This window comes from Acidobacteriota bacterium, assembly GCA_016716905.1.
Classification (GTDB): domain Bacteria; phylum Acidobacteriota; class Vicinamibacteria; order Vicinamibacterales; family SCN-69-37; genus SYFT01.
This window is the reverse complement of sequence record JADJUS010000022.1, coordinates 634,323-654,366: the sequence shown is the minus strand read 5'-3', so window position 1 is coordinate 654,366 and position 20,044 is coordinate 634,323. Positions and strand designations below refer to the sequence as shown.

Sequence of the window (20,044 nt, the reverse complement as noted above, 5' to 3'; positions counted from 1 at the left end):
CGATGAACGCCCTGTGGTGGGTCATCGGCACCGCGATCGCCGCCGGTGTGGGTGCCTCGGTGGTCGGGCTGGGCGAGGGCGCCGTTCGTGCGGTGTGGTTGGGAATTGCCGGACCGGTGGTGATGGCGGGCACGTCGTGGACGATTACGACGCGCACGTGGGCCCGGGAGAAGGCCGCGTTGTTGCCCGTCATGTTGAGGGCTTTTGCGGTGAAGGTCATGTGCGTCGTGGCGTACGTGGTGCTGATGGTGAAAGTGGTGGACGCGCGACCCTTGCCGTTCCTCCTCAGCTTCATCGGTGCGTATCTGGCCACGCATCTGGCTGAAGCGTATTGTTTGCGGCGGCTGATGGCGGCAGGGTAGGCGTCGTCAGGGCGCCTTGGATGCGAAGACGGGTTTAGATACGACGATGATGGAACAAGCTCACGAGGCCGCGCAGGCCGGTCACGCCGCCGCCGGAAAGTTCAATGCCGGCGAGACCATCATTGGGCACGTTGCGAACAGCAGCGCTGACCATCCGCTGATTCACATCGGTCCGTTTTTCGGCATCGACTTCTCAGTCACCAAACACGTGTTCATGGTGTGGCTCGTGGCGGCCGTCACGTTTGTGGTCATCACCTCGCTGGTGCGCCGCTACCTCAAGCAGCCCGAACGCGTGCCCACCGGCGGCATGAACGTCCTCGAGTTCCTCGTCGAATTTCTGCGCGATACCGTCGCCGAGCCCAACCTCGGCAAGAAGTACATGAGCGCGTGGGCGCCGCTCCTGCTGACGTTGTTCTTCTTCATTCTCACGGCCAACGTCATGGGCATGATCCCGATCTTCGACGTGCTGACGCTGCTGGATCACTACGTCCTGCACAGCGCTGAGGACTCGCTCGTCAAAGGCATCCTGCACGGCGGCGCCACTGCCACGGCGAATTTTAATGTGACGGCGGGCCTCGCGCTCATCACGTTCGTCTCAATCATGATCGCGGGCACCAAGAAGCACGGCTTCGTGCAGCACTGGAAGAACCTGGTGCCACCGGGACTGGCCACGCCGGTGTACTTCCTGCTGGTGCCACTTGAGTTCATCGGCATGCTCGTGCGGCCGTTCGCGCTCACCATGCGACTTGCCGCGAACATGGCGGGCGGCCACATCGCGATTCTCGCAATTCTCTCGTTTGTGTTTATCTTCACCGAGATGTTCGCCAGTTCGGCGGCCGGCATGGGGATCGGCTTCGGATTCTCACTGCCGCTGGCCGTGGCCATCTCCGGCCTCGAGCTCATCGTCATTCTCGTGCAGGCCTACGTATTCACCCTTCTGTCTGCCGTGTTTATCGGCATGGCAATTCACGCGCACCACTAACCGTTACAGTCAGTCAGACCCTCAGGAGAAGGAAACAGCATCATGGAACAAGCCCTCACCCCCGAAGTCGCCGCAATCATCAAGCCCACCTGGCACTACATGGGTGCAGCCATCGGCTTCGGACTCACCGTCATCGGCGCCGGCATCGGCATCGGCAAGCTGGCAGCGGCGGCCGCTGAAGGCGTGGCGCGGCAGCCCAGCGCAGCGGCGCAGATCACCGCGGCGGCCAACTTCCCACTGTTCCTGCTCGAAGGCGCCGCGATCATTTCGCTCGTCTTCGGCCTGGTCGTCGTCCTCCTGAAGTAACCGACCTGCGGGCGCGCCCGCTCGGAAAGGACCCGATCGTTTTGGGAAAGGAAAAGACTCGTGGATAATCCGCTCGTCCAGGTCAGTCCAGGGCTGGCCATCTGGACCATTCTCACGTTCCTGGTACTGCTTTTTCTGTTGAAGAAGTACGCCTGGGGACCGTTGCTCAAGGCGCTTGAAGAGCGTCGCGCCACGATCGAGAAGTCGGTCGAGGATGCCAAACGTGCGACTGCCGAACTGCAGCAGGTGCAGGTGGAGTCGGCGCGCCTGCTGGCGCTCGCCCGTACCGAGGCGTCGGGCATCGTGACCCGCAGCCGGGCTGATGCCGAGCGCCTTGGCGAAGAGTTGCGGGCCAAGGCCCGCGACGAAGCGGCGGCGATCGTCAAAAACGCCCAGAAGGAAATCCATCTCGAGACGGCGCGCGCCGTGGCGCAGATCCGCACCGAGGCCGTGGAACTCTCGCTGTCGATTGCCACGAAACTCCTGCGACGCAACATCTCGGCCGGCGACAACGAAGCGCTGATCAACGAGGCGATCGGTCAGTTCAAAAGCGTCCAATAGGGGGCATCTGGGCCCATAGGGGGACGGGTGTCGATCTGTGGAAAACTCCTGAGTGAAAACGACCTCTGAGGTAGTTTTTAAGAAGTGAGCAACAAAAACTACCTCAGAGGTCGTTTTCCTGGGGGAGTTTTCCACAGATCGACACCCGTCCCCTTTCTTGATCTCCTCCTCGCCCTGATGGTGCTCATCTGGGGCGCCAATTTCAGTGTCATCAAGCGCGCGTTCGAGGAAGTACCGCCGCAGCCGTTTAACGCGCTGCGGCTGCTGATTGCGTCGGCCGTCTTCCTGGCCGCAATTGCCATCGCCCGCCGCACCGCCCAGCGCGGCAACCCCATCTCAACGGTCTTTCACACCACACACCCGCTCACGCGGCGCGACCGTATCGACCTGGTCTGGCTGGGCCTGGTCGGCCACTTTGGCTACCAGTTCTTCTTTGTCGGCGGCGTGGCGCTCAGCAGCGCATCAAACGCCGCCCTGATTGTCGGGTCCACACCGGCCGTGCTCGCGGTCGTGTCCGCGCTGCTTGGCCGCGAGCAAATCAGCCGGCTCCACTGGATCGGCGCGGCAGTCTCCGCGCTCGGCATCTATTTCGTCGTGGGTCATGGCGCGTCGTTTGGTGGCGCGACGTTACAGGGCGATCTTCGTGTCATGTGTTCAGTGGCGTGCTGGGTGACGTTCACGCTCGGGGCGGCCTCGCTCATCAAGCGTCATTCCCCGCTCTACGTGACCGGCATGACGATGGTGTATGGCGGGATTCCGTATGTGGCGATGGCGCTGCCCCAAATCCTGCGCGTGCCGTGGCTGGACGTGAGCGCCTGGACCCTGACCGCGCTGGTGCTCTCGGCCCTGCTGGCGCTGAACCTCGCGTACGTCATCTGGTACATGGGGGTACAGCGACTTGGCCCCGCGCGGACGTCGATTTACTCCAACGGCGTCCCTGTCGTCGCCATGGCCGTGGCCACGCTGTGGTTGGGCGAGCCCCTGACGTGGAACAAAGTCATCGGCGCCACCGCAGTGCTCTCTGGGGTATTGCTGACCAGGCTCGGGCGCCGGCTCGGGAAGAGTGCGTAGTATCATCGAAAGAAATTCAATCCCGGCGCTGGAGCCGACTCTATGGAGATGGGTGTCATGAAGCGATCAATGTTGGCGGTGTGCGCGGTGGTGGTGTGTGCGGCGGCGGTGGCGCAGGTGTCGGCGCAGTCGGCCAAGGGGTGGATGGTGCGGGCCGATCGGAGCACGAGCGCCTCGGATCCGGATGGTGCGGGCGAGATCAAGTTCATGGCCATGGGCGGCGGGTTCCACGCGGTGAACCCTACGGCGGCTGTGTACTGGAACCCGACGAATACGGCGTCGGCCAACTACACCGTGGGCGCGTCGTTCCAGTTGCTCAAGCCGAGCGGCCATGTGAATTACTACGGCCTCGTGCTGGGCGGCAGCAATCTCGACAACGACAAGCAGGCGTATCTGTATTTCCTGGTGGCGCAGAACGGCACGTTCATGGTCAGCCGCCGTACGCCTGATGCACCGCGCCCTGTGGCCGTGGTCCCGCGGACGCCGAATGCGGCCGTGAAGACGCCGGGCGCTGACGGCACGTCGGTGAACGCGCTCGAAGTGCGCGTGGCCGGCGACAAGGTGGACTTCGTCGTCAACGGCACCGTGGTGCACACAGCGGCAAAAACCGACCTGGGCGGCACAACCGACGGCATCGCCGGACTGCGCGTCAATCACCAGCTCGAAGTCATGATCACGGGGTTCGGGATCAAGAAATGACGACAGGGCCACGGGTCCGTGGGCTTTGGTGACCCGTGTCTAAGACGCACTACTACAGCGCCCACGCCACGGCTCTCCGGGCCGATTTGGGAAAAGCCATCTCGCGCGAGCAGATGCGCGAGTTCCACACCAAACAGCCGTGGCGGCATTTTGTCGTGGCCGTGCGCCAGTTCCTGATACTGGGCGCGGCCACGTGGGCACTGATCCGATTTGACGATCCGCTGATCTGGCTGCCCGTGGCGCTCGTGCAGGGGTTCACGGTATTCAATTTCACCGTGTTGCTGCACGAGGTGCTGCATCACAACGTGTTCCAGACGCGGCATCCTCTGGCCGAGCGTGCGCTCGGCTTTCTCTATGCCGTGCCGAGTGGCATCGCGCCGAGCCAGTTCACCCGATGGCACCTGGACCATCACGCCGAGCTCGGATCGAATGACGACGATCCGAAGCGGCACTACCTGTCACCAAAGCGGAATGCGCGGTGGTACAAAGCGCTTTACGCCACGCCCGTGCTCTTTCCGATCTACTTCCGGGCGGCGCGCCTCGAGTCGTCCACGTATCCGGCCGAGCTGCAGAAGACCATTGCGTGGGAACGGCGCATCTCAATCCTCTTTCACGTGGGTGTGCTGGCAGGCATCTGGTGGGCGTGGGGCGGGGCCGCAGCGTTCCGTGCGCATGCGTTCCCCGTGTTCTTCATCTTTCCAATCGCGTTCACACTGAACCGGCTGGGGCAGCACTACGACATCGACCCGAACGACCCGGCCAAGTGGGGCACCCTGCTGCGCAGCCATTGGTTCTGGAACTTCGCGTTCCTCACCTCAAACCTGCACCTCGAGCATCACTACTTTCCCGGTGTGCCGTTTTACCACCTGCCGGCGCTGCAGCGCGCACTCGGTCCCTTCTACGCGCGCAAACAGATGCGCTGGCAGACGTACCGCGGGCTCCTCTACGGATGGATTGTGGAAAACAAGCGCCCGCACTCCGATTGGAGCCTCGTGTAGCTTGGACATCATTGGTCTTCGGAGGCCGGGTCTTCAGACCCGGCATGTCCGCCGGGTCTGAAGACCCGGCCTCCGAAGAGCCCCGACGCTATTTGTAGTTGAGCGTCTGCAGGAAGCTCTCGTAGTCCTTATCCCAGCGCGCGATGGTGTTGAGCGGTCCCACGAGCTTGATGAAGTACGGACCGCCTTTGGTTTGGATGACGGCGGCGCGCATCCGGTAGCCGGGCTTGTTGAAACGTTCCGGTGAGCCTGGTGTGACTTCTGCCACGTAGGTGCCCCTCGCGTCGAACAGCGTCACGGACAGCCCATTGATGAGCCGGCTTGATGTGGTGGCCACGTCTTTGGTCTGGCGGCCGTCAGGTTGCGCGATTTGGCCGAACCACCGGTCGAGGTTGGCCTGCACCGTGCCCCCTGTGCCGCCGAAGAAATAGACCACAAGCGAGGCGTCTTCGGCGTCGCCGTCGGCCTTCGGCAGCACAAACTCGCCCACGCGCATCATCGAGGTGACGGCCTTGGGTGTCCACGCCGGCGGCGCCGTGAACGTCAACGTGGCGGGCACAACGGAGACGGCGACGGACAAGAGCAGCGATAGGAGCATGGCGCCATTCTAACCTCGGGCTTGAGGAACAGCCCGAGCTACGTACCGACTCGATACCTTCCCGCGCGTGCCCGACCCTTCCCGCGCGTACCCGACCCTTCCCGTGCGTGCCCGACCCTTCCCGCGCCTACCCGACCCTGCCGAACGTAGCTCGGCCTGTTCCTCAAGGCCGAGGCTTGAACCTCCCATGCCGGTCCTCAGGTACACTCGGCCCGGCCCATGGAACTACCACGTCCGAGCACGATCGTCGACTACCTAGCGGCCTCGGCGGCGCGGCGGCCCGATCACGTCGCCGTTGAAGAGCCGCCCGACGGCTCGATCTCCTACGCCGAACTCGATGCCCTGTCGAATCGCGTCCGCGACCGGCTGCGCGCGATGGGGGTGACGAAGGGTGACCGCGTCGGCGTCTATCTGCGCAAGTCGATTGACGCCTACGCCACCATGCTCGGCGCCATGAAGGCCGGGGCGGTCTACGTGCCGGTGGATCCATCCGCGCCGGCCTGGCGCAGCGCCTTCATCACCAGCGACTGCGCCGTGAAGGTACTCGTTCTCGAAGGCGGGCTCGTTGGAGCGTGGCACGAGGAAGCCGCCAAGCTCGGCACCCCACCCGCCACCATCGAAATTTCGGTGGCGCCGTCTGGCAACGGCCTGCGCGCGGCACTCGATCGCGCCGATGCCGTCGAGGCCGCGACGGGCGGCGCCAACGAACCGCTCGACAGCGATGACCTCGCCTACATCCTCTACACATCGGGCTCGACCGGTACTCCAAAGGGCGTCATGCTGACGCACCTGTGTGCCACGAGCCATGTGGACTGGTGTACCGAGGTCTTCGAGCCGAACGACGATGACCGGTTCAGCTCGCACGCCCCATTTCACTTCGACCTGTCGATCACGGACCTCTACGTGCCGCTGAAACATGGCGCGACCGTGGTGTTGATCAACGCCGACCAGGGAAAAGAACCTGTCGGCCTGGCCGCGCTCATCGCCGATCGCCGGCTGACCATCTGGTACTCAACCCCGACAATCCTGATGGTCCTTGCAGAGTTCGGCAAACTGGCGGAGCACCACTACGTCTCGTTGCGCATCGTCAATTTTGCAGGCGAGGTGTTCCCGATCAAACATCTACGCGCCGTGAAGTCGTTGCTGCCCCGCGCTCGATTCTTCAACCTCTACGGTCCGACCGAGACCAATGTCTGCACGTGGCATCCCATTCCCGATCACGTCGAAGACGACCGCGTCGATCCGTATCCCATCGGGAAGACGTGCTTTCACTTTCAATCGCGTGTCATGGGCGACGACGGCCATGAGGTGGTGCCGGGCACCGAGGGCGAACTGCTGATGCATGGCGCCGGCATGCTGCAGGGCTACTTCAACAACCCGGCGCGGACCGCCGAAGCGTTTCTGATGGATGACGATGGGCGGCGATGGTATCGGACGGGCGACCTGGTGGTTGACGCAGGCGAAGGAGTCTTCACGTTCGTCGGCCGGCGTGACCGCATGGTCAAACGCCGCGGGTACCGCATCGAGCTGGGCGAAATCGAGGCTGGGCTCTATCGCCACGAAGCCGTCAAGGAAGCCGCAGTCGTGGCGGTGAAAGACGATGAGGGTGGCGTGCGGATCAAGGCGTTTCTTGCGCTGGCAGACGGGCAAAAGGTGTCGGTGATCGCCATCCGGGCATTCTGCGCCAAGGCGTTGCCCAGTTACATGATGCCCGACTCCTTTGGTGTGCTCGACCACTTGCCGAAGACCTCGACAGACAAGATCGATTACCAGCGACTGATGCAGGCCGGCTGATGGACTTTTCACTGACGTCGGAACAGGAACTCCTCCGCAAGGAGATCGTGGCGTTCTCGCGCGGCACGCTCAACGCCGGCGTGATCGAGCGCGACCGCGATCAGGTGTTCTCGCGCGAATTGTGGAACGCCTGCGGCGGGATGGGCCTGCCCGGATTGCCCGTGCCGGAGGAATACGGCGGCAGTGGGCTAGATCCGCTGTCGTGTGCGATTGCTCTTGAGGCCTTCGGCTACGGCTGCACCGACCACGGCCTGGTCTTCAGCCTCTGCGCCCATGTCATGGCCTGCGTCGTCCCCATCTGCAAGTTCGGTACGGATGAGCAGAAGCGCCAGTACCTACCGGGCTTGTCGAACGGCACGCTGATCGGCGTGAATGCGATGACCGAACCTGAATCGGGTTCGGACCCGTTTGCAATGCGGGCGCGCGCGGTCAGGGACGGCCTGGGATGGCGGGTGACGGGCGCAAAGACCTTCATCTCAAACGCCCCCGAAGCGCAGGTCATCGTGCTGTTCGCGCTGACGGATCCGGTCAAGCGGTTTCATGGCGGCATCACGGCCTTCCTCCTCGAGCGCTCGACGCCTGGTGTCTCGGCCGGGCGGAAGATCGAGAAGATGGGCTTGCGCACATCGCCGTTCGGCGAACTGGTGTTTGAGGATGTGTGGGTGCCGGATGCGAGTGTGCTCGGCGGCGTGGGCGCCGGGGCGGGTGTGTTCACGCACTCGATGGACTGGGAGCGCATCTGCCTGTTTGCCGCTCACGTGGGGCAGATGGAACGCCTCATGGAACGCGCGATCGACTACGCGCGCACCCGCGAGGCCGGGGGGAAGGCCATCGGGAAGTACCAGGCCGTGTCGCACAAGATCGCCGACATGAAGGTGCGCCTTGAGGCGGCTCGGCTCCTGACGTATCGGGCGGCGTCCAGGCTCGACAAGACGCGCGGCGTCTCGCTTGATGCGGCTGTCGCCAAGTTGTTTGTCAGCGAAGCACTGGTGGCCACGGCCACCGACGTCATGCAGATATTCGGCGGATACGGATACACCGCCGAGTACGAAGTGGAGCGGGCAGTGCGCGATGCATTCGGCGCCAAGTTATACTCTGGCACGTCGGAAGTGCAGCGCAACATCATCGCCGGCTGGCTGGGACTATAGGGAGAGCATTGCAGGGTGGATACGATTCAAGCGACCGTCAAGGCCTACATCCTGGACCAGTTTCTTCGTGACGCGAATCCCGATGATCTGACTCCGGAGACCCCCTTGATTGCCGGCGGCATTCTCGATTCGCTCGCCACGGTGCGCCTGGCGGCGTACCTCGAAGAGCACTTCAAGATTGAACTGCAGGCCTACGACATCAACGAGGACAACCTGGGCACCCTTGATCAGATTGCGGCACTGGTCCGCAGCAAACAGCCGTTGGTATGACCTCCGCCACGATCGTCTGGCCAGATGTGGCGCGATTTGTCTGGATCGTCGCGCAACTGACCGGAATCCTGCTGCTGGCACGGGCGTTTCACATCGAAAATCCGGCGTTGTACAACGTGGTGCTGCCGCTGGCCCTCGGCGGCTTCCTGGTGCACCACTGGCTGCCACGGCGATACCAGCCGCCGTTTTTTGCGGCACTTTCGTTCGCCGGCATCGTGCTGATCTTCGGTGTCGCGCCAGGCGCGTGGCTCGTCGGCGTGGGCCTGGGCCTGATTGCCATCTGCCATGTGCCGGTCGCGTTCAAATACCGCGTGATGCTGCTGTTATTCGCGACAGGCGTACTCGTCGCGATGCGCGCCACCTGGCTGCCGGCGCCATGGCCTGGCGCGATCTGGCCCGTCCTCGGGTCCATGTTCATGTTCCGGCTGGTGCTGTATCTCTACGACCTCAAACACCGCGGGCCGGCGAGCCCGGGGATCGTCCTCTCGTATTTCTTTCTGCTGCCCAACACCGTCTTCCTGCTGTTTCCCGTTATTGATTTTCAGACATTCCGCAGAACGTATTTCGACCGGCCGGCGATGGACATCTATGCGGAGGGTATCCATTGGATCTTCCGCGGCCTCATCCACCTGGTGTTGTATCGCCTCCTGTATCAATACGTGACGTTGTCGCCTGGGGAGGTGACGTCCACGGCCGGGATCGTCCAGTATCTGGTGGGCAACTACGGGCTCTACCTCCGCGTGTCCGGACAGTTTCACGTCATCGTCGGCCTATTGCACCTGTTCGGGTTCAGGTTGCCTGAGACGCATCGGTTCTTTTACCTCGCGTCGAGTTTCTCGGACCTGTGGCGGCGCATCAACATCTACTGGAAGGACTTCATGCAGAAGATGGTCTATCTGCCGGTGGTCTTCAGCCTGAAGCGGCGCAGCGAGACCACCGCGCTTGTGGCGGCCACCGTCTGCGTGGTCATCACCACGTGGCTGCTGCATTCGTACCAGTGGTTCTGGTTGCTGGGCACCTGGCTGTTCAGCACGACCGACATCGCGTTCTGGGTCGTGATTGGCCTGCTGCTGGTGGCCAATACGCTCCGGGAACAGCGGCGTGGCCGTGCGCGGCAGTTGACGGCGCAGGCACCTGCGTCGGCGCATGCGTGGCGCGACGCCATGCAGACGGCCGGGATGTTCACCGTCATGGCTGTGTTGTGGGGTGTATGGACCAGCCCCACGTTCGAGGACTTCCGCGTGATGGTGCGGGCTGCCACCATTCGGCCCAGCGACGTGGCGGCGGTGTTGGGCACGCTGACGGTCGTGACCGTGGCGGCGTATGTGACCCGGCGTTATTCGCTCGGCGCACCGTCGGCGCTTGCCGTTCGCGCACGCTGGCAGCATCCCCTGATTGTCGGGGCGCTGCCGTTGACATTGTTCTGGTTGGCGGGTGAGCCCGCGCTGTCGGGTTATGTGCCTGCTCCGGCTCAGGAGGCGGCGCGTCACGCGCGCATCGTGGAACTCAACAACTACGATGCCGAGCGTTTGCAGCGTGGCTACTACGAGGAGATTGTCGGCGTGAATCAGTTCAACGGTGAACTGTGGGAAGTGTACGCGCGGGCGCAGGGGAGCAAGGAGCCTGTCCATGTCGGCACTGGAGAGCCGGGCGCTATCGAAGATCACTTCGGCAATCGCGTCTATCGGCCGTCGGCAAGCACCGTATTCAGGGGTGGATTGTTCAGCACGAATCGCTGGGGCTTTCGCGACCAGGACTACAAAAAGACGCCGCGGCCCAACACCGTACGGGTGGCCGTGCTCGGGCCGTCATTTGTGCTCGGGTCGGGCGTGAACAACGGCGAGCCGTTTGAGCAGGTGCTTGAAGACCGCCTCAATCGCGAGTGGAAGCCCCAGACCGGTCTTGACTACGAGTTCCTCAACCTGGCCATGGGCAATTCGTCACTGGTCGAACAAGTCAGCATGCTGGAGAGCGGGAGGGTCGGTCAGTTCCAGCCGCAGGTCGTCCTGGTGGTCGGGCATACCAACTGGCATGGCCCCATCGACATGTACTTCGCCGGACGACTGGCGAAGGGCCGGCCGCTGCCTGCGCCGGTGGACCAGTGGGCGCGCGAGGCCGGCATCGAGGCCACCATGTCGGAACAGGAGGTGCTGCAGCGATTGTTGCCCCGCCGGCGCGACATCCTGCAGTGGGCTCTCGGCAAGATCGTGGCCGAAGTGCATCGCATCGGTGCCAAGCCCCTGTTCGCGCTCATTCCCATGCCGTTTGATGCCACCGACGACCCGGAACGGCCATTGCTGTTGTCGCTTGCTCATCAGGCAGGTATGACCGTCATCGACATGCAGGACGTGTTCGACGGATACGATCATTCCACCTTGGTGCTAAGCCCCTCGGATCGCCATCCGAACGCCGAGGGACATCGCATCATCGCGGGCAGGCTTTTTGGTGAATTGTCGAGGCGCGCGGATGCGCTCGTTGTGGAAGAGAAAAAGTAGAGAAGGATCAATGAAGACAGACGTACTGATTGTTGGAGGCGGCCCCGCCGGGTCAGCCAGTGCCATGAACCTGCTGGCCGAGGGAATTACGCCTGTGATCGTGGAAGCCGAGTCGTTTCCGCGTTACCACATCGGCGAATCGATGACGGGCGCGTGCGGCAAGGCCATCCGCGACCTCGGACTCGAGGCCGAGATGTATCGCCGCGGCTATCCCACCAAACAAGGCGTGAAGGTCTTTGGCCAGAGTCCGCGCGGCAGCTGGTTTGTGCCGGTGACCGGGCGCGACGAGGAGTGGAAGCTCTTCAACTGGGACACATGGCAGGTGCGCCGTAGTGATTTCGACAAGATGGCGCTCGATCAGGCGGTGACGCGGGGCGCCACCGTGCTGAGAGGCAAAGCCGTCACCCCGATCGTGCGTGACGGGGTGGTTGTCGGCGCCGACGTGCGGATGGACGATGGCGGGGTGCAGGAGATTCGATCAGAGGTGCTGCTCGATTGCTCGGGGCAGGCCACGTGGCTGGCCAATCTGGGCGGCGTGACCGGCCCCAAGTACCTGGGCGCCTACGACAAGCAGATCGCGATCTTTTCGCAGGTGTCCGGCGCGCGCCGTGACGAGAGCCTCGACAAAAACGAGAACCGCGAAAATCACCGCGACAACACGCTGATCTTCTACCAGAAGAAGTACCACTGGTCGTGGTTCATTCCCCTGGATGCCGATGTGGTGAGCGTCGGCGTGGTCATTCCGTCGGCCTACTTTCTGGAGAAGAACGAATCACTGCGCGATTTCTACCTGCGCGAGCTACAGGAGTTGCATCCTGAGCTGAAGCGCCGCACCGACGGGTGCCCTCTGGTGGAAGACATTCACGTCATCCCGAACTACTCGTACCAGGTGAAGAAGTTCTGCGGCAAAGGGTTCATGTGTGTTGGGGATTCTCACCGGTTCATCGACCCCATTTTTTCGTTCGGATTGACGGTGGCGCTTCGTGAGGCGCAGTTTGCGGCACCCGCGATCCGGGCGTACCTGAATGGCGCCAATCGCGACGCGGAGAATCCGTTCGGCGAGCATCAGCTGTTCTGCGAGAAGGGCATCGACATCCTTGAGGACGTGCTCGATGCGTTCTGGGAGCATCCGCTGGCATTCGGGTGGTCCGTGCACTCCAAGTACACCGAGCACATGACCGACATGTTTGCCGGGCGGATCTACGGACACGAGCGGCAGCCGTCAATCGCGTTGGATGCGTTCCGCCAACTCCTGGGTCGCACCGGGGAACGCGAGGCGTCTTACGCGTCCGAGGATCTGTATTCAATTCCCATCGGCTCCCGGTATCATCCCGAACGGGCCGCCATCTGGGACGTGAATTCGCCCGTGTCCACGACGGAAGCCTGGCTCGGACCGCGTTGACCCTCGTCTCGTAGCCGGTGCCGCTCGTTTCTGATCAACCGGCGAAGGATGGCCGAGACCGAGTCTTGCTCCTCGGCCGCCTGTTCGTGCAGCAGCAGATAGTCGCTCTCTGAGATCCACAAGTGGATTTGCCGGTGCTGGCGCATATTGAAGCCTCCCGCCGGCGACAACAGCAACCTGTGTGCCAGTTCCGGACATGCGGCAAAGCCGTTTTGCCGGCATTTGCGCGGTTAAACCATGGCGAATCGCGGGTACTTAGGTACCCACGTCGCCCGTGATGGGCAGTTCGGTTCCCAAGAAGAAGGTGGTTTAAACATTGGTGTAGCCGGGTCTGAAGACCCGGCCTCCATCCGGAAGGAGGCCGGACCTTCAGGTCCGGCTACACGATTGCGGTGTCAAATATCGCGGGGAGGACAACCGATGCGACAGGCCTTGGGATTCTGGATCCGTCATCGGCTGCAGGCCGCGTGGATGGTGACTGTGCTGGCTGTGGCGGTGGCGGTGTCCACTGCGACCTGGTCAATCGCGTACGGCTTGTGGATTGAGCGGCTGCCGTTTGCGGATCCCGACCGTCTGGTATCAGTAGGCTGGACGGCGCCCAACCGCGACGATCGCATGGGTAATACCTCGGCCGATGAGTACGTAGACCTGCAGGCGGCCATGAAGAGCATCATGGATATCGCCGGCGTCGAGGTGACGAGGGCGTGGTATCTGAAGAGCGGCGATTCGCTGACGCCCGTGGCCACGGTCTACGCCACCACGAACTTGTTTGACGTGCTCGGCGTTCGGCCCGCGCTGGGCCGCAGCTTTGAGCCGGCCGACGCCGATGCGACTGCCAGCGTCCCGCGCGCCATGGTCACAGATGCCCTATGGCGCCGCGTGTTTGGCGCTGATCCATCCATTGTCGGCCGGGTGGTCACCGTGAGCGCGGAGTTTGAGTTGCGCACGATCGAAATCGTGGGCGTCCTCCCGTCCGGCGTATCGATGCAGGGCATCGCGCAGAGCTACAGCCCGACCGGCGCGGCTGATCTGTTCGTGGCGATGCCTGATGGACGCCGCCCGGGCGGCGGGGAATCGCGACGAATCTACGACCGCGTGCTGATTGGCCGACCGCACGAGGGCGTGACCGAGGCACAGGTCGAGGAGGTCCTGACCCCAATCCTCCAGCACATCGACCATGAGCATCCTCTGTTCAACCGTGTGCGCCGCGCCGATATCGTGCCCTTGCAGGAAGTCTGGTTCGGTCGCACGCGGCCGCTCCTGTGGTTGCTGACGGCGGCGGCCGGGTTTGTGATGCTGGTCACGCTGGCCAATGCGGCCGGTCTGATGTCGGTGATGGCCAGCCGGAGGAGCCGGGAATTCGCTGTGCGCGCAGCGCTTGGGGCAAGCCCAAGGCGGCTCATGGGGCAGTCGTTGGCCGAGATGGCGGCGATTGCGGGAGCCTCATGGGTGCTGGCCGGGGTGCTGGCCATCGTTCTGACTCGCGCGTTTGCCTGGATGGCTCCCCAGGACATTCCACGGATTGAGGGCCTTCATGTGGACTGGCGCGGCTGGTTGATCGCGGCCGCAGTCACGTCCGGCCTCTGCGTGATCCTTGGCCTGATGCCGAGCTGGTTGCGTCGGCGGCGCGATTTGGTCAGCGCGCTGCACACCAGCGGCCTGGCGTTCACGCCGCCTCGCCGCACGCTGCTCGTCCGGCGCGCGGTGATTGCCGTGCAGACAGCGCTGGTGCTGGCGCTGCTCGCGGCTGCGGGGCTGGTGTCCACCACGCTGTGGCGCATGCTCTCGCAACCGCTCGGCTTCGACCCAACCGGCGTGGTGATCGCGCGGGTCACGCCAACGGAGAAACTCTTCCTGGACGGACCGCGATACCAGCAGGTCATGAACGACATACGGCGAGAAGTACTGGCGGCGCCTGGCCGACGCGAAGTGGCACTCGCGTTTGACCCGCCACTTGCGGCCGTTGCATCAAGAATGCAGGTGAGATTCCTGGATCGCGAACCGGCATTCGTTGCCACGAAGCACGTCTCGGACGGATTCTTCGCTGCCATGCGCACTCCGGTGCTCGCCGGCCGCGACTTCCTCCCGTCCGATGCCACTGGTCCGGCCGTCGCAGTGGTGAACGAGCAGTTCGCGAGCACATACTTCGGTGGCGTCGCTGCGGCTGTGGGACGCGAGTTCGACTTCGGCGTCCTGCACCGGATCGTCGGCGTCGTGGCGAACGTGCGTGAAGAAGGCGTCACGAAGCCGATGACGCCAGTGCTGTATCCGCTGCTCGTGACAAGACGGCTCACACCGGGCATGTTCCACGTCGTGAGCCGTGAAGCCCGACCAGGCGGCGAGTCTGAGCGCGCCATCGAAGACGCGGTGCGGAAAGCCGACCCCACTATGCACGTGCACGCATCGCTCCTGACCGATCGCCTTCGGGCGCAGACGGCCACGGCACGCACGCAATCGGCGGTGCTCATCGTGCTCGCGCTCGTCACGCTTGGCTTGGCCGTGCTCGGCATTCACGCGACCATCGCGCAGATGGTGGAAGACCGGCGGCGCGAGATGGCGATTCGCGCGGCGCTTGGTGCATCGCCTCGCGGACTGGTCACCCTGGCGATGCGAGGCGTCGGCGTGGCCGTCACCATTGGCGTGATCGGCGGCGGGTTACTCAGCTGGATCGTGGCGCGCGTCACGCGCCAGTTCCTGTTCGACATGAGCCCATTTGATCCCGCTGTGTGGACCGCCGCGGCGCTCCTCCTCGTGGTGACAGCCGGCTTAGCCGCGTGGTTCCCTGCGCGCCGGGCCGGGCAGGCAAGCCCATTGCTCGCCCTCAAAGACTCCTGAGCCAGCGGGCGTATGATGAGCCTTCCCCAAGGAGGTCTCCGTGCGACGAACACTGTTGGCAATGGTTGTGACGATCGTGGTGGCGGCAAGTGCGTGCGCGCCGGCGGCGCCCGCGGTGCCGGCTGGGCCGACGCCGGCCGAAATGATGGCAGGCGCCGACGCGCTCGACGCCCGGTTCCTTGCCGCCTTCAACAAGGGCGACGCGGAAGCGCTGGCTGACACGTACTGGAACAGTCCGGATCTGGTGTCCATTGGCCCCGACGGCATGGGCGTACGTGGATGGGCCTCGGCCAAGGCGGGCGCGGGCGAAATGTTCAAGGCGATGCCTGGCGCGACGCTCGAATACCTGACCAAACACAACGATGTCCACGGCGATGTGGTCATCGGATCGGGCACCTGGAAGATGACCATCCCGACCCCTGGGGGCCATCAGGTTATGGAAGGTCGCTTTTCGGATGTAAAGGCGATGCGCGACGGCAAGTGGGTCTTCGTCATGGACCACGCCTCGGTGCCGCTGCCCCCGCCGCCACCGGCGAAGTAAGCGGGTCAGGACGTTTGAGGCAATGAAGGACCTCTGAGGTAAGAACCTCAGAGGTCTCTCTCCCTCAAGCGGTGTCAGAATGCCGGGATGACACTCTACAGGTCGGTCGGGTTCGTGCTCCTGCTCTCGATGGCCGGCTGCGCTGCACAAACGCAGCAGGTGGCCACTCCCACACCGCCGCCGCCCGGCGACGCCCCGTTGCCCACCAGCATCCAGTGGATGACGACGTCGGCTGAGTATCCGGCGCTGACGGTCCAGACGTACCGGATTGCGACGGCACATGTGGAAGCCATGGCGCGGACGCGCACCGCCGGCGCGTGGGCCGTGGTCCTGGATGCCGATGACACCGTCATCAATAACTTCCCGTATCAGATGGGGCTCGCGCGTGAGCGCGCCACGCATACGGCTGAGCGGTTCACCGCATGGGTGCGGACGCAGGCGTCCACGCCGGTGCCAGGCGCCGCGGCGTTCCTTGCACGTGTGCGGGCCCTGGGCGGGCGCATCGCGATTGTGACCAACCGGCTGGCGATTGAGTGCCCCGACACTGCTGCCGTCTTGCGCAAACGTGGGCTGCCGTTCGACGCCGTGTTGTGCCGCCCCGAGGGCGCGGGGTCCGGTTCAGACAAGAACCCGAGATTCGAGGCCGTTGCCGCCGGGCAGACAGACGCCAGCCGCACACCAATTGAAGTCATCGCGTTTGTCGGCGACAACATCCATGACTTCCCCGCAGGAAGCCAGGCGCTCCGTGCCCAGGGTGAGACCGCCTACGCCCAGTTCGGTGTGCGCTACTTCATCATGCCCAACTCGATGTACGGCAGCTGGCAGGAATGACAAAGCGGCCTCTGATGCCAAAACGACCTCTGAGGTAATTACCGGTCCCGGATCGGCGGTAATTACCTCAGAGGTCGTTTTGCTCGAATTCGTACCAGTCTTCGTGCAGCGACCACCCGTGGCACTGCAAGCATGATGTCCACTTCCACTGGTGAGCGCAGCCCGGACACCTGCCGCGTGTGGTGAACGTGTTCCACGACGTGCCGCATGACGTAAACGGCGGCTCGGGTCCGCCGCCGCTCCAGCAGGTCCATCGGCTCGACGACTCCGGCACCCATTCGCACTTCGGGCACCTGATCCGGTTGTGCGAATCGAACTCCGCCCGTTTCGCCCAGTCCGTGGTCACCGCACCAGGCGTACCGCCTTTTTTCAGTAACTGCCAGCCAAACGTTCCCGCGTCAGTATCTGTGGTCCGCACGACCTCATCCTACGATGAGCGGACATGCCGGGTCTAAAGACCCCCCCCCCCCCCCCCGGCCAGGCCGGCTACACTTTGTGCACCATGAAGATCAGTATCGAATACTGCGTCCGTTGAAACTACCTTCCTGAGGCCTCCAGTTTGGAGGCTGCGTTACAGAAGGAGATGGGCATCGCGGCGGAACTCGTCAAAGGCGACCGGGGCATCTTTGAGGTCCGCGCCGATGGGGAGTTGATCTATTCGAAGAAGGCGTGCGGCGACAAGTTTCCGACGCACGCGGAAATCGTCAGGTTGCTGCGCGCGCGACAATGAGAAACGACCTCTGAGGTAATTACCGCGGGTAACAAAACGGTAATTACCTCAGAGGTCGTTTCTTATCTCGTCTTGAGGTATTCCAGCAGTGCGCCGACCTTTGAACCCAGCAGGCGCGTGGCAATTTCCTGCCGATTGGTGACCGGGTCCAGGCCGGTGGTGTCGGGGCACAGGTCGGCACCGAAGGTGTGGCCCGCATTGGATTTGCCGGTTACGGTCGTGTCGTATTCCTTGACGAGCAACGAGTCGTTGGGGCTGTAGCGCGCGCCCGGTTTGGCGGCCCACTCGAAGCCCACGAGCGCCTCGTCATAGTTGACGTTGCCGCGCACGAACCGCGCGGGTCTCGTGGTCGGGCAAATCACCTGGCCCAGGGTGGGCACCGATCCGTTGTGCAGGTAGGGCGCCTGCGCCCAGATGCCGTCCAGCAGGTCGGCCTTGTAGCCGTGGCTGCCCTCGGCCACGCGCCTCGGCGTGTCGCGGAAGTACTCCTCCTGGCGCGCCTGCCAGTCGCCCTTCGGGACGCACCAGTCCGCGCCCGGCTGACCGGCGTTGTTGGCGCCGTAGATCACACACGCTTCCATGACGAGTGCCGACAGGCCATAGCGCGACACGCTCGTGTTGACGAGCGTGCGGTTCACATCCGTTCCCAGCGACGAGACCGGGTAGATCTGCGCGTTGCGCGGCTTGTGGCAGCCGGCGCACTCCGATTGGAAAATCGCCTTGCCCTCTTTGGCGCGCTTCACATCAACAGCGAACGGATAGGGCGGTGGCGGCAGGTTGTTGATGAAGGGATTCAGCGGTTCGTGAATACGCACGTTCACCATGCGCGGATCGCCGGTGGCCGACGCACCCGACGCCAGCGTGCGCGACGAGGCGCCCTGATTGCCGTCCCAGTTTGCGTGCGCGCGTTCGCTCGCCCAGGTGATGCTCTTGATGTCGATGGGCGCAGGCACGGGTGGGGCCCAGGCTGCGAGGTTCTTCAGGATTCGTTCTCCAGCCACCTTGGCGTCCGTCGTGGCCTCGGTCATGCCGGCAACATCCGTCGGCTGGCCATTCGCCTTTGAGAAGCCGGTAAAGATCGGGCTCTTCGGGTTGTCGCGGCGCACAAATTCCATGAAGCTGTTGTCGGGACGCCGCGTGTGGATGGCCACAAGCCCCGAGGCAATGCCGAACGCGTCCATCTGTCCCGGCCGATCCTCAAGCACATCGGGCAGCGCGTTTTTGTAGCCGTTGTTTTTGGCCACCACCTGATAGATGAAGTGCGTTTTGACGCCCGCCGCGATCAGGTCCTTCAACACGCTCGGGAACTCGCTGGCCACGGCCAATGCCTGGATCTTTCCACGCGCGATATCGGCCGGCGACGATCCGTACAGGGTCTCAGGCTGCTTACGCGCTTTGTCCAGCATCTCGGTGTAGAGCGCTTTGACCGCCGACGCATTGGGCTTGATGGCCGTCGGATTCACCGGCGTCCGGGTGGTGGGGTCGAACCCCGACTCGGTCATCGCCGCGGCCGTCAGCATGATGAGCTTCGAGTAGTACTGGCCCTCAAGCTCGGTGTTGGGCATGCCCGGCAGGAACTTCATCTTGCCGCCCACCGCGACACGGCCCACGTGACATGCCGCGCACGAGAAAAACACGCGATCGAGTTTGCCCGGGCTGCCGAAGTCGGGCCGGTCCTTCTCCCAGTTGTCCTCATGGTCCGACGTGCTGAGCTTGGCGATGAGCAGTGCCGTGTTCTTGAAGACCCGGCGCGCCAGCAGTCGCGTGTCGTAGACGGCCGTTTCAGCGGCTGACAACGGTTCGAACGTGCGAGGGTTTTCGAAGGCGAAGCCGTACGGCAGCCGCGACTGGCGACTGGCCGCGGGTCGTGCCACACCGTTCTCGTAGTCGTCTGGACTCGGAATCACACCGAGGTGGTCGAGCGTCCATGTGGTGGCGGCTGCGCCGGTGCCCTGAGGCAGCGGCGCCTGACGCTTCCAGATCCTCGCCAGCGTACGCAGCGTCGGGTTTTCGTGATCGGGACTCAGGTCGAGGATGGTTTTGAACAGCACGTACGGCACGCCGTTGAAGCCCACGGGGTTCTGGCGGAACCAGTCCCACGCCAGTCGCGGGGTCTGGCCGGCCCGGAAGCCGTACTTCGCCGCGCGCCCTGGGTCGTCGTCATTCAAATAGCCATTGATGGCTTTGTCACGCTTGGCCACTTCGGCGGTCCAGTCCGTGACTGGTTGTCCATCCACCCACGACACCAGATCGGCGCTCGAGTCGTCCGCGAGCGGCGTCACGAAGTCTGCGGTCGTCCCCCGGGCGTACGTCCCCGGCTGCGGCGTATCGTCACCCGAGCAGGCGCCGGCGAGCAGCAGGATGACCAGCGAAGCGGCGATGGCGATGTGGGTGCGGCGTCTGGAGTTGGGCATATGAAGC

The 20,044-nt window shown here is 63.7% G+C and carries 19 protein-coding genes; 16 read left to right on the top strand and 3 right to left on the bottom strand.

Annotation, left to right across the window (positions count from 1 at the left end):
* The first annotated feature begins 2 nt into the window (after positions 1-2).
* The 7 genes from IPL75_18855 (at position 3) to IPL75_18825 (ending at position 4,979) form a co-directional block, all read left to right on the top strand.
* A complete protein-coding gene (locus tag IPL75_18855) occupies positions 3-362 on the top strand; it encodes a hypothetical protein (GenBank protein MBK9242257.1) in 360 nt (119 codons plus the stop codon).
* 46 nt (positions 363-408) lie between these two features.
* Positions 409-1,344, top strand: a complete 936-nt coding sequence (atpB, locus tag IPL75_18850) for a F0F1 ATP synthase subunit A (protein MBK9242256.1) — start codon at positions 409-411, stop codon at positions 1,342-1,344.
* Between the two features lie 42 nt (positions 1,345-1,386).
* Positions 1,387-1,650, top strand: a complete 264-nt coding sequence (locus tag IPL75_18845; protein ID MBK9242255.1) for a F0F1 ATP synthase subunit C — start codon at positions 1,387-1,389, stop codon at positions 1,648-1,650.
* Positions 1,651-1,710: 60 nt separating this feature from the next.
* Positions 1,711-2,211 carry a F0F1 ATP synthase subunit B gene (atpF, locus tag IPL75_18840; protein ID MBK9242254.1) on the top strand — a complete coding sequence of 167 codons (501 nt, stop codon included), beginning with the start codon at positions 1,711-1,713 and terminating at the stop codon, positions 2,209-2,211.
* Positions 2,212-2,388: 177 nt separating this feature from the next.
* A complete protein-coding gene (locus tag IPL75_18835; GenBank protein MBK9242253.1) occupies positions 2,389-3,282 on the top strand; it encodes a DMT family transporter in 894 nt (297 codons plus the stop codon).
* A 57-nt stretch (positions 3,283-3,339) separates the two neighbouring features.
* Positions 3,340-3,981 carry a hypothetical protein gene (locus IPL75_18830; GenBank protein MBK9242252.1) on the top strand — a complete coding sequence of 214 codons (642 nt, stop codon included), beginning with the start codon at positions 3,340-3,342 and terminating at the stop codon, positions 3,979-3,981.
* Positions 3,982-4,016: 35 nt separating this feature from the next.
* On the top strand, positions 4,017-4,979 hold the full coding sequence (locus IPL75_18825; protein MBK9242251.1) for a fatty acid desaturase: 963 nt from the start codon (positions 4,017-4,019) through the stop codon (positions 4,977-4,979).
* Positions 4,980-5,067: 88 nt separating this feature from the next.
* On the opposite strand, the gene IPL75_18820 is transcribed toward IPL75_18825, so the two are convergent.
* Positions 5,068-5,577, bottom strand: a complete 510-nt coding sequence (locus IPL75_18820; GenBank protein ID MBK9242250.1) for a hypothetical protein — start codon at positions 5,575-5,577, stop codon at positions 5,068-5,070.
* A 219-nt stretch (positions 5,578-5,796) separates the two neighbouring features.
* On the opposite strand from IPL75_18820, the gene IPL75_18815 reads away from it, so the two are divergent.
* From IPL75_18815 to IPL75_18780, 8 genes are all read left to right on the top strand, one after another.
* On the top strand, positions 5,797-7,371 hold the full coding sequence (locus IPL75_18815) for an amino acid adenylation domain-containing protein (protein ID MBK9242249.1): 1,575 nt from the start codon (positions 5,797-5,799) through the stop codon (positions 7,369-7,371).
* Complete coding sequence (locus IPL75_18810) at positions 7,371-8,519, top strand: acyl-CoA dehydrogenase family protein (GenBank protein ID MBK9242248.1); 1,149 nt, start codon at positions 7,371-7,373, stop codon at positions 8,517-8,519. Before IPL75_18815 ends, IPL75_18810 begins: the two co-directional genes overlap by 1 nt.
* A gap of 15 nt (positions 8,520-8,534) precedes the next feature.
* Positions 8,535-8,789, top strand: coding sequence for an acyl carrier protein (locus IPL75_18805; GenBank protein ID MBK9242247.1), 255 nt, complete (start codon positions 8,535-8,537; stop codon positions 8,787-8,789).
* Positions 8,786-11,284: a hypothetical protein gene (locus tag IPL75_18800; GenBank protein MBK9242246.1), complete on the top strand. Its 2,499-nt coding sequence runs from the start codon at positions 8,786-8,788 to the stop codon at positions 11,282-11,284. Before IPL75_18805 ends, IPL75_18800 begins: the two co-directional genes overlap by 4 nt.
* A gap of 10 nt (positions 11,285-11,294) precedes the next feature.
* Positions 11,295-12,686 carry a tryptophan 7-halogenase gene (locus IPL75_18795; protein ID MBK9242245.1) on the top strand — a complete coding sequence of 464 codons (1,392 nt, stop codon included), beginning with the start codon at positions 11,295-11,297 and terminating at the stop codon, positions 12,684-12,686.
* 420 nt (positions 12,687-13,106) lie between these two features.
* Entirely contained in the window at positions 13,107-15,521 is a 2,415-nt protein-coding gene (locus IPL75_18790; GenBank protein ID MBK9242244.1) for an ABC transporter permease, read from the top strand.
* A 40-nt stretch (positions 15,522-15,561) separates the two neighbouring features.
* On the top strand, positions 15,562-16,062 hold the full coding sequence (locus IPL75_18785) for a nuclear transport factor 2 family protein (GenBank protein ID MBK9242243.1): 501 nt from the start codon (positions 15,562-15,564) through the stop codon (positions 16,060-16,062).
* Positions 16,063-16,149: 87 nt separating this feature from the next.
* Complete coding sequence (locus IPL75_18780; GenBank protein MBK9242242.1) at positions 16,150-16,893, top strand: hypothetical protein; 744 nt, start codon at positions 16,150-16,152, stop codon at positions 16,891-16,893.
* 67 nt (positions 16,894-16,960) lie between these two features.
* Here IPL75_18780 and IPL75_18775 read toward each other — a convergent pair whose 3' ends face one another.
* Positions 16,961-17,191: a hypothetical protein gene (locus tag IPL75_18775; GenBank protein ID MBK9242241.1), complete on the bottom strand. Its 231-nt coding sequence runs from the start codon at positions 17,189-17,191 to the stop codon at positions 16,961-16,963.
* Between the two features lie 261 nt (positions 17,192-17,452).
* Here IPL75_18775 and IPL75_18770 point away from each other — a divergent pair, with 261 nt between their 5' ends.
* Complete coding sequence (locus IPL75_18770; GenBank protein MBK9242240.1) at positions 17,453-17,623, top strand: Rdx family protein; 171 nt, start codon at positions 17,453-17,455, stop codon at positions 17,621-17,623.
* Between the two features lie 62 nt (positions 17,624-17,685).
* Here the strand turns inward: IPL75_18770 and IPL75_18765 are convergent, their stop codons facing one another.
* Positions 17,686-20,037, bottom strand: coding sequence for a hypothetical protein (locus IPL75_18765; GenBank protein ID MBK9242239.1), 2,352 nt, complete (start codon positions 20,035-20,037; stop codon positions 17,686-17,688).
* Positions 20,038-20,044 lie beyond the last annotated feature (7 nt).

Coding starts and splice junctions, on each gene's coding strand:
- IPL75_18780 (MBK9242242.1), top strand. CDS start 16,150: ATGACACTCTACAGGTCGGTCGGGTTCGTGCTCCTGCTCTCGATGGCC.
- IPL75_18835 (MBK9242253.1), top strand. CDS start 2,389: ATGGTGCTCATCTGGGGCGCCAATTTCAGTGTCATCAAGCGCGCGTTC.
- IPL75_18810 (MBK9242248.1), top strand. CDS start 7,371: ATGGACTTTTCACTGACGTCGGAACAGGAACTCCTCCGCAAGGAGATC.
- atpB (MBK9242256.1), top strand. CDS start 409: ATGATGGAACAAGCTCACGAGGCCGCGCAGGCCGGTCACGCCGCCGCC.
- IPL75_18790 (MBK9242244.1), top strand. CDS start 13,107: ATGCGACAGGCCTTGGGATTCTGGATCCGTCATCGGCTGCAGGCCGCG.
- IPL75_18765 (MBK9242239.1), bottom strand. CDS start 20,037: ATGCCCAACTCCAGACGCCGCACCCACATCGCCATCGCCGCTTCGCTG.
- IPL75_18845 (MBK9242255.1), top strand. CDS start 1,387: ATGGAACAAGCCCTCACCCCCGAAGTCGCCGCAATCATCAAGCCCACC.
- IPL75_18815 (MBK9242249.1), top strand. CDS start 5,797: ATGGAACTACCACGTCCGAGCACGATCGTCGACTACCTAGCGGCCTCG.
- IPL75_18800 (MBK9242246.1), top strand. CDS start 8,786: ATGACCTCCGCCACGATCGTCTGGCCAGATGTGGCGCGATTTGTCTGG.
- IPL75_18830 (MBK9242252.1), top strand. CDS start 3,340: ATGAAGCGATCAATGTTGGCGGTGTGCGCGGTGGTGGTGTGTGCGGCG.
- IPL75_18855 (MBK9242257.1), top strand. CDS start 3: ATGAACGCCCTGTGGTGGGTCATCGGCACCGCGATCGCCGCCGGTGTG.
- IPL75_18795 (MBK9242245.1), top strand. CDS start 11,295: ATGAAGACAGACGTACTGATTGTTGGAGGCGGCCCCGCCGGGTCAGCC.
- IPL75_18820 (MBK9242250.1), bottom strand. CDS start 5,577: ATGCTCCTATCGCTGCTCTTGTCCGTCGCCGTCTCCGTTGTGCCCGCC.